Source organism: Erwinia phyllosphaerae, assembly GCF_019132875.1.
Taxonomy (GTDB): Bacteria; Pseudomonadota; Gammaproteobacteria; order Enterobacterales; family Enterobacteriaceae; genus Erwinia; species Erwinia phyllosphaerae.
This window is the reverse complement of record NZ_JAHSPF010000002.1, coordinates 485,664-499,925: the sequence shown is the minus strand read 5'-3', so window position 1 is coordinate 499,925 and position 14,262 is coordinate 485,664. Positions and strand designations below refer to the sequence as shown.

Below are 14,262 nucleotides of genomic sequence, written 5' to 3'. Positions count from 1 at the left end.
ATCGGCAATGGTGAAGAAAAGTACAGGGGGAGGATAAAAGAGTTATGACATTAATCATTCGTCACCCAGGCTAACCAGCAGCTGAACGTCTCGGGCGGTATCGGGTGCTGTTTCCAGCCATTCTGGCGGCTCTTTTTTGCCGGTCAGGTAGTCTCTCTCGCGTCAAAAGCTTATGAACGCGCTTCACTTTCTGCCAGATAAAGGAGTGTGCCAACGCCAGTGGAGATATGCCAGTATGTATTTAACCCTTTTAGATAAGGTGCTTAGAAAAACCTGGTGAGAATTAATGATGATTCATCACATCCATTTTTAAAAAAATTGCATACTCTTTTCATAATTGCTTTTTGAATTAGCCATGTTTTATCTGCCATAAATATCCACACTGTTTTTAGTAGATGTTCAGGAAATTTTATTAATTCCGACAGGGAACCATTTTTAACTAAAGAACCCGCTACAAAACAGAGATAAGAATAATTTTTAACACTAAGTCTGGAGATAACAGACTATCTACCTCTGGCTTGATAATAGTCAATATTCAATTATTAAAAACATTTAAAATACAAGTTCATAACAATGAGATTTGCTACCGTTTTGCCCGCAGCCCCCTGCGGGCTTTTTTTGTAGGGAAAGACACGCTTATCGCACGCTAACTGAAGAATTTCATTCCTTGAATTGTGCAAATAAAGGTCAAACGCCACACAAAAACTCCAACCTAATGCAAACCAGCAGGCAAAACAACTTAATTGAAAATAAATTCATTTATTCCCGGCAATTTTGAGCATATGGTCTATATTTTTGAAGCTACACATTAACGTGCTGTAGTTCGAGAGTGAATTGTTCTGTTTTCCAGCCTTTGGCTGATTTTGTTCCAGACTACACAGTGTTGGATAAGCCCGCTATTTAAGCGGGCTTTTTTATGCCTGTTATCCGGGATTTAGGGCATTACTGTAAGGTTTAATCAGGGCTTGTATTGAGGGTTTCTAACTTCACCGTCACCATTCCACTCTTTATCAGTGTATGAAGCTTAACCCCTGAAAAATTTGGGACGAGCACAACAAGATGGCTATGGGGCAGCAGAGATTGCCAGATTTATGGAGGACCGCGCCGACGATATTGCTAACCCAACCGGTGGGGAATGGCTGGAAATCACGACTACGTTTCAGACGATCGGTAAGGCGGTGTTCGTTTCAGCTATCTATCTCACTACCGGTGAGTTTTAGTTCAACTGCAGCGATAAGAACGATAAAGGCACCATTGATTTACCGGAAGTTATCACGCCGGGACTGGCCCCGCTCCATTAAAGTGATCGTATGAGGTACAGGTCCGTCTGCGTGTGGGCAGGCTGACATTTAGGTTCACAACCCGGAACGCGTAATCAGAGACGCTTTTAATTCGGTAGTAGAGAACGTTAAAGCAGGTGTGATTGAGGCAACTGTTTACGATGCATAAACCTGATATATAATACTCCTGCCCGACTACTGCCGGGCAGGAGTATTGAGCAATCGTCATCGTATTTGTTTATGTATTTTACCGTTACTATCAACAGTAAAATTCAGTCGATATTTTTTTTCGTTAAGCATATACATCAAATCATAATCGGCGGCTTTTTTAAGTCAGCCTTGATGCATGTGTCAGGGTATTTTTTAGCGATACCGTCTTCCAGTACAAGTGGCTTCTGGTAATTGTCCAGTGAAGAACTTAACAGATAAAATTCCAGTATATCACCCGGAGATGTTTTAATGCATATACCGTTATTTTCTATACGAGCATCGTCCTGATGACGAAAGGACAGAGTATCGCCAGTACACCCGGAAAGAAGAACACAGCAAAAAACCATACTATATACGTTACTCATTTGGTCTTTTCTCTGTTCACATCGTGGACCAGCAGCTATCTCCGCGTAATGACATCATCGTAATCTGGTGTTGGTATATTTCCCACAATAGAGCTTCACGAAAAACTGAAGGCGGAAGCCTGGCGAGTTGATGAAATCGGAGATTTACCGACACGGACATTTAAGGATGCCTGCCTGCGTTGGCTGGATGAAAAAGAGCACAAATGCAGCCTGGACGATGACAAAGTAAAGATGGCTTTTTGGTCGGGCATTTCTCCAGCCGTGACATAATAACGGTTACGGCAAAAGGCGCAAAAATAGCCAACAAGATGGTAAAACGTAATTATCATCGCAAATGAAAAGTTCAGCGTGACGCGGCATTACGGGATGGGAAACCCGAGCCGAATTTTAGAGGTAAGCCGGTCAGTGCAGAAACTTAAAACCATTACCTTTCATTTATGCGCTTGCTGTTAAGCGCCCGGCAAATGAATGGAGGCGAATAAAAACGGATCCGGTTATCAAAACGAAAAAGCCGATCGAAAAAAGGATTGGCTGGTTAACGCGGAAGGAAGCGAGCAGGCTGATAGATTGCGCGTCAGAAAGTATGAGGCCGACAAAGGAGTCAATAGAAATGGCGCGCCGGTATGCGCATCTGGCACCGAACCATCTGACCGAGCATGCGCGTAAAATTAACCCACTTTTGGCAAGTCACGACACAAATACGACACAGCTTTGAGGATGCGTGTCTCAAATTTGTCCCACAAGGAAAATTTGAAACAGAGCAGGAGCGGTAATTCACTGATTTGATTGGTACGCCCTACAGGATTCGAACCTGTGACCTACGGCTTAGAAGGCCGGTGCTCTATCCAACTGAGCTAAGGGCGCATGGGGAACAGGGTCGGATTATACGGCGCGAAACCGTCGAGTCAACGATTTTACTTATCGGCGCATTCTGTTGCTGCACTATTAAGCAGCGCGCCTCGAATCTGTGCCTGACAGCGGCGTTCGCTTCTGCCAGAATAGGCGCCAACTCCCGTTTCAACTCAACACAGATGGATCCCCTTTCTGATGGCAGCAAAGATTATTGACGGTAAAACGATTGCGCAGCAGGTTCGCCTTGAGGTTGCTGAAAAAGTTCAACAGCGTCTGGCCGCGGGAAAACGCGCGCCTGGCCTGGCAGTGGTGCTGGTTGGTGAAAACCCTGCGTCGCAAATTTATGTCGGCAGCAAGCGCCGGGCCTGTGAGGAAGTTGGCTTTATCTCACGTTCTTACGATTTGCCCGCGTCCACCAGCGAAACCGAGCTGCTGGCGTTGATTGATAAATTGAACAACGACGGCGAGATTGACGGAATCCTGGTGCAGCTGCCGCTTCCGGACGGTATTGATAATGTAAAAGTACTGGAACGTATTGCGCCATCAAAGGACGTAGATGGTTTCCACCCTTATAATGTAGGCCGTCTGTGCCAGCGTGCACCTGAGCTACGCCCCTGTACGCCACGCGGTATTATTACGCTGCTGGAACGCTACAATATCGACACTTTTGGCCTGAACGCGGTTGTGGTTGGCGCATCCAATATCGTTGGTCGCCCGATGAGTATGGAACTCCTGCTGGCTGGCTGTACGACTACGGTTACGCACCGCTTCACCAAAGATTTGCGTCGTCATATCGAACACGCCGATCTGCTGGTCGTAGCCGTTGGCAAGCCTGGCTTTATTCCTGGCGAATGGATCAAACCGGGCGCCATTGTGATTGATGTCGGCATCAATCGTCTGGAGAACGGCAAGGTCGTTGGCGATGTTGATTTTGAAAGCGCAGCCGAACGGGCTTCTTATATTACGCCAGTGCCGGGCGGCGTTGGCCCGATGACCGTCGCTACGCTGATCCAGAACACTTTACAGGCGTGCGAAGAATTTCATGATGGAGCAGTAGAATAATGGCAACTTTTTCCCTGGGAAAACACCCACACGTAGATTTATGCGATTTGCTGAAGCTGGAAGGCTGGGCGGAAAGCGGTGCGATGGCCAAAGCGCTGATCGCTGATGGCTACGTTACCGTAGACGGCGTGGTGGAAACCCGTAAACGCTGCAAAATTGTTAGCGGTCAAACTGTCGCTTTCGACGGCAACAGCGTTACCGTTACTGAATAAAAAAATCAGGGGCCGCAGCCCCTGATTTTTTACCTATTTACGTCGCCAGCTGGTGCCCTGCGGGCCATCTTCCAGAATAATTCCCAGCTCGTTAAGCTTGTCCCTTGCCACGTCGGCCTGCGCCCAGTTTTTCTCTTTGCGCGCGTCGTTACGCATTTTGATCAGCGCTTCGATTTCAGCTACTTCATCGTCGCTGTTTTGCGCACCGCTTTGCAGAAACACTTCAGGATCCTGTTCCAGCAGTCCAAGCACCCCTGCCAGCTGACGCAGTTTTGCCGCCAGGGCGTTAGCCGCCGTCATATCTTCCGCTTTCAGACGGTTAACTTCGCGCGCCATATCAAACAGCACCGAGTAGGCTTCCGGCGTATTGAAGTCGTCATCCATCGCTTCGCGAAAACGCTGTTCGAACGCTTCGCCGCCCGCAGCTTGTGCATCAACATCCGTATTGCGTAACGCAGTATAAAGACGCTCCAGCGCCGCGCGCGCCTGTTTCAGGTTATCTTCGCCGTAGTTGAGCTGGCTGCGATAGTGGCCCGACATCAGAAAATAGCGCACGGTTTCCGCATCGAAATAGCTCAACACGTCACGCACGGTGAAAAAGTTGTTCAGCGATTTCGACATTTTTTCACGATCGACCATCACCATTCCGGAGTGCATCCAGTAGTTAACGTAAGGGCCGTCATGTGCACAGGTTGACTGCGCGATTTCGTTTTCGTGATGCGGGAACATTAGATCGGCACCGCCACCATGAATATCAAAATGTTCGCCCAGCTGTTTGCAGTTCATCGCGGAACATTCGATATGCCAGCCCGGGCGCCCTTCTCCCCACGGCGAAGCCCAGCCAGGCTCATTAGCTTTAGACATCTTCCACAATACGAAATCCATTGGGTTGCGTTTGACGTCGGCAACTTCGACGCGCGCGCCAGCCTGCAGCTGTTCCAGATCCTGACGCGACAGCAGACCATAATCCGCATCGCTGGCTACGGAAAACATGACGTCACCGTTACTGGCAACGTAAGCATGCTCGCGTTCCAGTAACTTGCTGACCAGCTCAATAATGTCGGCAATATGATGCGTCGCCCGTGGCTCCAGATCCGGCGGCAGAATATTTAATGCAGCAAAATCAGCGTGCATCTCTGCAATCATACGATCGGTCAACGCGTTGATAGTTTCGCCATTTTCATTGGCGCGCTTGATAATTTTGTCATCAATATCGGTGATATTACGCACATACTTTAGCGAATAGCCCAGATAACGCAGATAGCGGGCAACCACATCAAAAGCGATAAAAGTACGTCCGTGGCCAATGTGACAGAGGTCATAAACGGTAATGCCGCACACGTACATACCAATTTTACCGGCATGAATTGGTTTAAATTCCTCTTTTTGACGACTCAGGGTATTGAAAATCTTTAGCATTGAGACATTCCGTTTTTAACGTGTGCGATGGTGACAGTGGTATCTGTATTCTGACGTATTGTTAACGCAAGCGCCATGCAAAGCAAGGCTCCGCGCACGCGGCTTATTGCAGCGGCGGTGACTCGTCATCACATTTTGTGATATAAGAGCCGTCTGTTTTACCGCTCGTCGGCCCCACTGCGGCGCTGGCGACAGCGAAATTTACTCCCTTCAACCTTTACAGGATGAGAATATGGTCACTTTCCAGACTAATCATGGCGATATCGTTATCAAAACCTTTGACGACAAAGCGCCAGAAACCGTTAAAAACTTCCTGGATTACTGCCGTGAAGGTTTTTACGACAACACCATTTTTCACCGTGTCATCAATGGTTTTATGATTCAGGGCGGCGGCTTTGAACCGGGCATGCAGCAGAAAGCAACCAAAGCTGAGATCCGTAACGAAGCCAGCAACGGCCTGAAAAACACCAAAGGCACGCTGGCGATGGCTCGTACCCAGGCCCCTCACTCCGCTACCGCGCAGTTCTTCATTAACGTCGCGGATAACGACTTCCTGAACTTCCGTGACGAAAGCCTGCAGGGCTGGGGCTACTGCGTGTTTGCTGAAGTTGTAGAAGGCATGGACGTGGTTGAGAAAATCAAAGGCGTGGCTACCGGCCGTAGCGGTATGCATCAGGACGTGCCAAAAGAAGACGTCGTGATCCAGAAAGTCACCGTTAGCGAATAATGTCGCATACGCTGTTTATCGCAGATTTACATCTGTGTGCGGAAGAACCGGCAATCACTGCCGGTTTTCTTGCTTTTTTACGGCGTGATGCGCGTCAGGCCGATGCACTTTACATCCTTGGCGATCTGTTTGAAGCCTGGATTGGCGATGACGATCCGAATCCTTTGCATGCCGAAATAGCCGCAGCCCTGCGGGAATTAAGCCAGCTTGGCATCCCCTGCTTCTTTATCCACGGCAACCGTGATTTTCTGCTAGGTAAAAGTTTTGCTGCCGCCAGCGGTATGCAACTGTTGCCTGAAGAACAGCTGCTGAAGATCTATGGTCGCCGCATTTTGATTATGCATGGCGATACGCTTTGTACGGACGATGAAGGTTATCAACGCTTCCGTCGCAAAGTTCATCAGCGCTGGCTACAAAAACTTTTCCTGGCTCTGCCTCTATTTATTCGCCAGCGTATTGCCCTTAAAATGCGCGCCGGTAGCAAGCAGGCTAACAGCAGTAAAGCCACGGAAATTATGGATGTGAACGCTGCTGCCGTCACGCAAACTCTGCGCCGTCATCAGGTGCATTGCCTTATTCATGGGCATACTCATCGCCCTGCCGTTCATCAGCTGATCGTTGATGGTCAGCCAGCAGAAAGAGTCGTGCTGGGTGCCTGGCATAATGAAGGTTCAATGATTAAGGTCAGCGCCAGCGAAACCACCTTAATTACCTTTCCCTTTTAAGCAGTAAAATCGGGCTTTGTCGCCATTTTGCTACCAGAGCAAACGTTTTCCTTGCTCCCCAGTCATGGTATTCTCTGTGTCCTTCCCATCCATCGCCCTGCGGGTTGGTGGATGACGTATGTATAATCACAGGAGTCAGACCCGCATGTCTTCCAACGCCGCACCGGCCCGCATTGCTATTGTTATGGGTTCCAAAAGTGACTGGGCAACCATGCAATTTGCCGCGGATATTCTTACCAGCCTGGCTGTCCCTTTCCATTGTGAAGTGGTTTCAGCACACCGCACGCCGGACAAGCTATTTAGCTTTGCCGAACAGGCCGCAGAGAACGGTTTTCAGGTTATTATCGCTGGCGCTGGCGGCGCGGCTCATCTGCCCGGCATGCTGGCAGCAAAAACGCTGGTGCCGGTACTGGGTGTGCCGGTGCAAAGCGCTGCGCTGAGCGGCGTCGACAGCCTTTATTCTATCGTGCAAATGCCGCGCGGTATTCCAGTGGGCACGCTGGCAATCGGCAAAGCCGGTGCGGCTAACGCAGCCCTGCTGGCCGCCGCGATTCTGGCGCTGCATGATAAAGAACTGGCGACCCGGTTAAGCGACTGGCGGCAGGCCCAAACCGATGAAGTGCTGAATAATCCGGATCCGCAGGAGGAAGCATGAAGCCAGTCTGCGTATTAGGCAACGGCCAGCTGGGCAGAATGTTGCGCCAGGCCGGCGAACCTTTGGGTATCGCCGTTTATCCGGTCGGGCTGGATGCCGAACCGGAAGCGCTACCGATTCAGCAAAGCGTTATCACCGCCGAAATCGAGCGTTGGCCCGAGACGGCGCTTACGCGCGAACTCGCCACCCATACCGCTTTCGTAAACCGCGATATTTTTCCTCTGTTGGCCGACCGCCTGACGCAAAAACAGCTGCTGGATCGGCTGGGTCTGGCAACGGCGCCCTGGCAGCTATTGAGCGACCAGGCTGAATGGCCGCAAATATTTGCAGAGCTGGGCGAACTGGCTATCGTCAAACGCCGTACCGGCGGCTATGATGGCCGTGGTCAGTGGCGCTTACGTCAAAATGAAACCGCTTCTCTGCCTGCGGATTGCTACGGTGAATGCATTGTCGAACAGGGCATTAATTTTTCTGGCGAGGTTTCACTGGTAGGCGCTCGCGCGCATGACGGCACTACTGTATTCTATCCGCTGACGCATAACCTGCATCAGGATGGTATTTTACGCACCAGCGTGGCTTTCCCCCAGCCAGATGCCCAAAGCCAGCAACAGGCTGAGGCAATGCTTTCTGCCATTATGAATGAGCTTGACTACGTCGGCGTGATGGCGATGGAGTGTTTTGTAGTGCCGGAAGGGTTGCTGATTAACGAACTGGCACCACGCGTACACAATAGCGGGCACTGGACGCAAAACGGCGCTTCCATCAGCCAGTTTGAACTGCATTTGCGCGCCATTCTGCAGTTGCCGTTGCCGACTCCCGTCGTCAGTACGCCATCAGTCATGGTGAATTTAATTGGCACGGCACTCAATATGGCCTGGCTGCAACAGCCGTTGGTTCATCTGCACTGGTATGAGAAAGAAGTCCGTCCGGGTCGTAAGGTCGGCCATCTCAATCTGAGTGATACCAGCCATGAATCGCTTCAGCATGCACTCCACCATCTTGTGACTGATTTACCAGCCGATTATGCCAGTGGTATCCACTGGGCTATCACGCACCTGCAAAAGAACAGTGCTTAACTGTACTTAAGTATGGCTATCATTTTATGAGTGAAAGACGTATTGTATTGGCGAACAAAACAAGAAATACATAATACTATTAAGTAATTAGCAGTTTTTTTTGCCAACACCAAGGGAACCATTCTCCGGCTACCACAATAAATACGTAAGCTTTGTTGTACGATTTGCGTATTTATGGTCGGGTTTGGTTCACCCTCTCTGCCTTTTTCATCAAATAGTGCCTTTGCAAGACTCCCTGATTCCCTCCCGTGTCATATGACGCTACTATACCGCAACGACAGGCTAAAGATGTTGGACGTTATTTATCCAGCGCTTCTTTATTATGCAAATCATCTTAAGTAATCGGCCCGAAAGGGGAACCACGTTAGGTTTGGCTTTGAAAACATGCTAGAGTCGGCTATTGACGATGGAAGCCTCACTTTCTCAGGGAGATAATTACATGTCTAAATCATTCTTTGGTAATCAGGTTATCAACTCTTCTATAAAGGATTATCTGGAGAGGAAGCTGGCAAAATTTAGCCAGGTAAAATATGCCTACGCGATTATGAGTAAAAGAAATCCAGCAGATTTCTCCATCATATCTAACCGGGCAGAATGGTTTAAAGTTTATATTGAAAACAACTTTCAGTTTATTGACCCCGTCTTAATTACTGCACTCTATCGAATTACGCCGTTTTCATGGGATGAAAACATCATGCTCAATAAAGGCGTCAAGGTTCCCAAGCTGTTCGATATGGCCCGTAATCACAATATTATTAACGGCTACACCTTTATTGTTCACGACCAAAACAATAACCTTGTTGTACTTTCTATTATGCTGGATGAGCATTGTGATGACAATATTGAGGAGACAATCCAGAATAATAAATCCCAAATCCAGATGGTGCTGATAGAGACGCACGAGAAGCTCAACGAGCTGTATAAACAGCAGGCCAAAGAAGCAGATTTTAATGAAATGAACACGCGTGAGATTTTTTCAAAACGCGAAAACGAAATTATCTACTGGGCCAGCGTCGGCAAATCTTATCAGGAAATTGCGCTTATTTTGGGGATCAAGCTGACGACCGTAAAATACCACATTGGTAACGCGGTAAAGAAGCTGGGCGTTACCAATATGAAGCATGCTATCAGGCTGAGCATAGAGCTACAGCTGATCAGGCCCGTGTTGACCGACGGGGAATGACAGCGGCCAGGCATCCAGTCTTATCTTTAGCTCGGGTGCCTTAGATTTAACCAGCTCAATAAGTATACGCTGGTTCTTATCGTCGATTGGCATAAATATCAGATAGATGTTTTCGTTTTTCTCGGACAGGCTCTTTTCCACGACTTCTATTTTCCAGCCAGACTTTTTGAAAATAAGATACATTGGATGGCTGACTATCGCGTATATCCCTTCGTACTGATAATGCCTGGCGTAGTTAATCATCGATAAAAAGAGCAGTGCGCTTACGGGTTTCTGTCGCAGTTTAAGCGAGCTTATTCGCTCCTTATCGATAAACAGACGGCTTGCCTCAACGTAATTCCCTTCGGGTAAATCTGTGTTTTTAAACCATGAGCGAAACGTACCGGTAATCATATTAGGGTATTTAGTTTCTATAAACCGTAAACTGCAAACGCAAATATCATTGTGGACGCCAAAAACGTAGGTTGTATGCTCGTTATCATACTCATCAAACTCCATATCGTTCTGGCAGTTGACCATCCAGTTAAGCCTGTCCTTGAAAACCCGTTTTCTCAGAGTGAACAGCTCATTTGATTCAAGATCGGAAAGATGACGATATTTTATATCTAGCAAATCCAACATTTCAGTTATTTCCCTATGCTACTATCTACGTTACTTATGGCCTTTATCAAAACATTACCCGGGAAAGTGCCAGACTTAATTCAACGATCGCAGGCCCTGGTGATAATAAAAAGATAAATGATGAAGACCGGTTTATACCGGCCTTCATTCTACGCTGCATTATAACTTCTGAACAATGCCTTTCCTTTAAGTAGTCTTATGCCCAGCCAGCCTCCGCACGCGGATAGCAAAATGATGCCGGAAAGCGGTAAAGCGAACCACAGCAGATAATCTGGCTGCCACGGAAAATCAAACACTTTACGCTGTAGTCCCCACAGCGCTACTTCAGCACCTACCACGGCCGCTACGCCAGCTACGCCGCCCAGCAGAGCAAACTCGCACCATAAAGTGTTACGCAACAGTGACTTACTGGCACCCAGCGTACGATACACCACCAGCTCCTGCCGACGCTGGCGCATGCCCACCTGAATTTGTGCCAGCAACAGTAACACGCCACATGCCGTCACCAGCACGACCATAATCTCCAGCGCCTGGCTAACCTGCGCCAGTACCTGCCCAATCTGGCGTAAAATGCTGCCAATATCTAACAGGCTGACGGCAGGAAAAGCACGATTCAGCTGGGCCAGCAGCGCGCTGTCGTTGTTCAGGCGAAAGCTGGTCAGCCAGGTCTGTGGCTGATTATCCAGCGCGCCATGCGGAAAGATAAAGAAAAAGTTTGGCTTAAGGCTTTCCCAGTCCACCTTACGCAGACTGCTGATTTTAGCCGTAAAGGTTTGCGTGTCTCCCGTAAAGGTCAGCGTGTCGCCAGGCCTGACGCCCAGCCTTCCGGCCAGTCCCTCTTCCATAGAGACTTCACCTTGTTGCGGCGGCCAGCGACCGGCAGTCAAAGGATTATGATCCGGCAGCTGCTCAAGCCAGGTAAGGTTTAATTCTCGATTCAGCGAATTGTCGAGGGCGGGATCGGCGGGCTGTTGATTAATGTTGGTCAGACGAGCTCTGACCACAGGATAAAAGGTCTGCGGCGCAATATGATGTTGCTGAAGGAAGTCACGAACCTGTGGCACCTGATCTTGCGTAATATTAAGTAAGAAGTAGTTGGGGCTGTCCGGTGGAAGCTGCTGCTGCCAGCGATCGAGCAGATCGCCACGCATCACCAGTAACAGCGCAAGCAGCATAAAAGAGAGAGAAAAAGCCGCCAGCTGGCTAAAGGTGGTGGAAGGCTGACGCACCAGCCGATTAACTGCCAGCCGGAACGCCAGATTACGCACGCGCAAACGACGCAATAACAGTAAAGTCCCCCAGCCGATGGCCCCCAGCAGCAGTGTCAGCAGCATGATGCCGCCGGTAAGCGCCCAGAGTAACTTACTGCCGCCAACCAGCAAGGCGAGCAGAACCAGTATCGTCAGCACCATAGCGGGAAGATAATATTTTAGCGGCCAGACAACGGCTACGGCATCACGCCGCAGTACCCGTAGTGGCTGGGTGGCCAGCAGCAGCAGGTATGGTCTTAATCCCACCAGCAGCGAGATGACAAACAGCGCCCCTGTCGCCCATAGCCAGGGCCAAAAGCTGGCCGGCGGCAGGTCACCCGGCAAAACTGGCCTGAGCATATGCAGCAACAGCGCTTCAAAACCTTTCCCGATAACGCAGCCACAAACGGCAGCCAGCAGCAGTACTGCACCCCATTGCCCTACGATTAACTTGCGCAAAGCGGCCCGGTTAGCACCCAGGGTTTTTAATACGGCAACCAAATCGTAGCGGCTACGGCAGTAATGGTTCATCGCTACTACTACGGCAGCGATGGCCAGCATCAGTGTTAGCAGCGCAGAAAGCAGCAAGAACTGTTGGGCGCGCAGCATCGATTTACCCAGAGCGTCATCGGAGTCGGTAACGCTAATCCAACGCTGGTCTGGCTTAATACGCGAGTTAATATAGCGGTCATAGTTTGCCAGCTGCTGTGGCGTACCGGCAAATTTATAGCGCCACGTCACCCGACTGCCGGGCTGGACGGCAGCCGTTTTTCCGACGTCGGCCAGATTCATTAGCAGGCGCGGCGCGGTCTGAAAAGGATTAAAACCGGCATCCGGTTCCTGAATGACTTCTCCGGCAACCTGTAATGTCGCATCGCCTACATCCAGCTCACTGCCGGGCTTCAGATTAAGTAAGGCCAGCAGGCGCGGCGCGGCTAACACGGTTCCCGCCGCGGGTTTCAAACCTTGAGGGTTGGTTGCCAGCTTGCCAAACATGGGATAGCTATCGTCAACGGCCTTTACCGCCGCCAGCTGTGGCGTATCGCCCGCAAAGGTCATGGTCATAAACGTCAGCTGGCGTCCCATTTGCAACCCTTCCCTTGTGGCCTCTGCCAGCCACTCCTCCGGTACTTCGCGCGCGCTTTGCAGCGTACGGTCTCCCGCCATATAGTCACGGCTCTGCTGCGTTAAGCCTTTTTCCATTCTGTCGCTGAGCGAGCCGAGCGCCAGCACGCAGGCCACCGCCAGCGTTAACGCCAGCCAGACAATCAGCAGCGACGGCGATTTCCACTCCCGCCAGAACCAGCGCCAGATCATACTTCCTCCTGCAGCCTGCCGTCCCGCACCCTTAACCGGCGATCGCAACGGGCCGCCAGCTGTTCGTCATGGGTAACAAGGATCAGCGTGGTGGCAAAGTCACGGTTGAGTGAAAACAGCAGATCGGCAATGCGTTCGCCGGTGTGGCGATCCAGGTTGCCCGTTGGTTCGTCGGCAAACAGCAGCGTAGGTCGGCCGCTAAATGCTCTGGCCAGCGCCACCCGCTGCTGCTCGCCGCCGGAAAGCTGTGAAGGCAAATGGTTAAGCCGCGCTGCCAGACCAAGCTGAGTCAGCAGGCTTTTAGCCTGTTCCCGGCTTTGCGCATCGCTTTCGCCGCGTAGCAGCGCCGGAAGCTGCACGTTTTCCAGCGCGTTCAACGTAGGCACTAGCATAAAGGACTGAAAAACGAAGCCCACGCTTTTGGCCCGTAGTTCTGCACGCTGCTCTTCATTCATCTGGTGCAATGGCGACCCAAGTAAAAAAACCTCGCCTGCCGACCCATCGTCAAGCCCGGCCAGGATGCCTAACAAGGTTGATTTGCCGGAGCCTGACTCGCCGACCAGGGCAATAGTTTCCGCCGGTTTGACAACCAGCTCAACTCCGGTAAGGATGGAAAGCTGATGCTCACCCTGACCGACGGACTTACTAAGACGATGAACTGCAAGAATGTTTTCCGCTGGCATTACCTTGTCCTGTTATTTTTGGCTTTAACGACGCTGCGCGCGGCGGCGGCAGAGCATTTGCTGGTGCTCGGCGACAGCCTGAGTGCGGGTTACCGCATGTCAGCCAGCGCCGCGTGGCCCGCGCTACTCAATGATAAATGGGAAAAATCGCCTGGCGTTGTTAACGGTAGCATAAGTGGCGATACCTCGGCGCAGGGGCTGGCTCGCCTGCCTGCGCTACTTAAACTGCACCAGCCTCGCTGGGTACTGATTGAACTGGGCGGAAATGATGGCCTGCGTGGGTTTCCTCCTGGCCAGACAGAGCAAACTTTAAGGCAGATTATTCAGCAGGTTAAAACTGCCGGGGCGCAGCCGCTGCTGATGCAAATCCGTTTACCGGCCAACTATGGCCGCCGTTATACTGAAGCGTTCAGCGCTGTTTACCCGCGGCTGGCGAAGGAGTTTTCTCTGCCCCTGGTCCCCTTTTTCATGGAGCAGGTTTACCTGAAACCTGAATGGATGCAGCAGGACGGTATCCATCCTAATCCTGCCGCACAGCCTTTTATCGCCGATTTAATGGCAAAGGAGCTGGCTCCGCTAGTTAAGCATGAGTCAGCGGAATCAAAGCAGGCTAACAGGTAAAGTT

The 14,262-nt window shown here is 50.5% G+C and carries 14 protein-coding genes, 1 tRNA gene and 1 pseudogene; 10 read left to right on the top strand and 6 right to left on the bottom strand.

The genetic code is table 11. The annotated features are described in order from the left end of the window. Positions 1–1,091 precede the first annotated feature (1,091 nt). A complete protein-coding gene (locus KUE00_RS21830) occupies positions 1,092–1,220 on the top strand; it encodes a hypothetical protein (protein ID WP_281434495.1) in 129 nt (42 codons plus the stop codon). 365 nt (positions 1,221–1,585) lie between these two features. Here the strand turns inward: KUE00_RS21830 and KUE00_RS21925 are convergent, their stop codons facing one another. Continuing rightward, the gene (locus KUE00_RS21925; RefSeq protein ID WP_425523562.1) at positions 1,586–1,837 is read right to left on the bottom strand and encodes a hypothetical protein; all 252 of its coding nucleotides are present in this window, start codon (positions 1,835–1,837) and stop codon (positions 1,586–1,588) included. A 616-nt stretch (positions 1,838–2,453) separates the two neighbouring features. Between KUE00_RS21925 and KUE00_RS21920 the strand changes: the two are divergent. Further along, positions 2,454–2,570, top strand: a pseudogene (locus KUE00_RS21920) (hypothetical protein); the annotation flags it as partial. Between the two features lie 72 nt (positions 2,571–2,642). On the opposite strand, the gene KUE00_RS05700 reads toward KUE00_RS21920, so the two are convergent. Beyond that, positions 2,643–2,719: transfer RNA gene (locus KUE00_RS05700), tRNA-Arg, on the bottom strand. 183 nt (positions 2,720–2,902) lie between these two features. On the opposite strand from KUE00_RS05700, the gene folD reads away from it, so the two are divergent. Together folD and ybcJ are read left to right on the top strand one after the other, a co-directional pair. Then, positions 2,903–3,769 carry a bifunctional methylenetetrahydrofolate dehydrogenase/methenyltetrahydrofolate cyclohydrolase FolD gene (gene folD, locus KUE00_RS05695; RefSeq protein ID WP_246758632.1) on the top strand — a complete coding sequence of 289 codons (867 nt, stop codon included), beginning with the start codon at positions 2,903–2,905 and terminating at the stop codon, positions 3,767–3,769. Beyond that, entirely contained in the window at positions 3,769–3,981 is a 213-nt protein-coding gene (gene ybcJ / locus KUE00_RS05690) for a ribosome-associated protein YbcJ (protein WP_246758631.1), read from the top strand. The genes folD and ybcJ overlap by 1 nt, the downstream gene beginning before the upstream one ends. Before the next feature lie 33 nt (positions 3,982–4,014). On the opposite strand, the gene cysS is transcribed toward ybcJ, so the two are convergent. Beyond that, positions 4,015–5,400, bottom strand: a complete 1,386-nt coding sequence (cysS, locus tag KUE00_RS05685) for a cysteine--tRNA ligase (protein WP_246758630.1) — start codon at positions 5,398–5,400, stop codon at positions 4,015–4,017. Positions 5,401–5,632: 232 nt separating this feature from the next. Here cysS and ppiB point away from each other — a divergent pair, with 232 nt between their 5' ends. The 5 genes from ppiB (at position 5,633) to KUE00_RS05660 (ending at position 9,766) form a co-directional block, all read left to right on the top strand. Next, positions 5,633–6,127: a peptidylprolyl isomerase B gene (gene ppiB, locus KUE00_RS05680; RefSeq protein ID WP_246758629.1), complete on the top strand. Its 495-nt coding sequence runs from the start codon at positions 5,633–5,635 to the stop codon at positions 6,125–6,127. Then, positions 6,127–6,852 carry a UDP-2,3-diacylglucosamine diphosphatase gene (gene lpxH, locus KUE00_RS05675; protein WP_246758628.1) on the top strand — a complete coding sequence of 242 codons (726 nt, stop codon included), beginning with the start codon at positions 6,127–6,129 and terminating at the stop codon, positions 6,850–6,852. Before ppiB ends, lpxH begins: the two co-directional genes overlap by 1 nt. A gap of 145 nt (positions 6,853–6,997) precedes the next feature. Next, complete coding sequence (purE, locus tag KUE00_RS05670; protein WP_246758627.1) at positions 6,998–7,507, top strand: 5-(carboxyamino)imidazole ribonucleotide mutase; 510 nt, start codon at positions 6,998–7,000, stop codon at positions 7,505–7,507. Continuing rightward, positions 7,504–8,583, top strand: coding sequence for a 5-(carboxyamino)imidazole ribonucleotide synthase (gene purK / locus KUE00_RS05665; protein ID WP_246758626.1), 1,080 nt, complete (start codon positions 7,504–7,506; stop codon positions 8,581–8,583). The genes purE and purK overlap by 4 nt, the downstream gene beginning before the upstream one ends. Positions 8,584–9,022: 439 nt before the next feature. Then, positions 9,023–9,766: a helix-turn-helix transcriptional regulator gene (locus KUE00_RS05660; RefSeq protein WP_246758625.1), complete on the top strand. Its 744-nt coding sequence runs from the start codon at positions 9,023–9,025 to the stop codon at positions 9,764–9,766. On the opposite strand, the gene KUE00_RS05655 is transcribed toward KUE00_RS05660, so the two are convergent. From KUE00_RS05655 to ybbA, 3 genes are all read right to left on the bottom strand, one after another. Beyond that, a complete protein-coding gene (locus KUE00_RS05655) occupies positions 9,728–10,387 on the bottom strand; it encodes an acyl-homoserine-lactone synthase (protein WP_246758624.1) in 660 nt (219 codons plus the stop codon). The genes KUE00_RS05660 and KUE00_RS05655 overlap by 39 nt on opposite strands. Positions 10,388–10,536: 149 nt before the next feature. Then, positions 10,537–12,954, bottom strand: coding sequence for a putative ABC transporter permease subunit YbbP (gene ybbP, locus KUE00_RS05650; protein ID WP_246758623.1), 2,418 nt, complete (start codon positions 12,952–12,954; stop codon positions 10,537–10,539). Then, complete coding sequence (gene ybbA / locus KUE00_RS05645) at positions 12,951–13,637, bottom strand: putative ABC transporter ATP-binding protein YbbA (protein WP_246758622.1); 687 nt, start codon at positions 13,635–13,637, stop codon at positions 12,951–12,953. Before ybbA ends, ybbP begins: the two co-directional genes overlap by 4 nt. Between ybbA and tesA the strand changes: the two genes are divergently transcribed. Then, positions 13,608–14,258, top strand: coding sequence for a multifunctional acyl-CoA thioesterase I/protease I/lysophospholipase L1 (gene tesA / locus KUE00_RS05640; protein ID WP_246758620.1), 651 nt, complete (start codon positions 13,608–13,610; stop codon positions 14,256–14,258). The genes ybbA and tesA overlap by 30 nt on opposite strands. Positions 14,259–14,262: the final 4 nt, after the last annotated feature.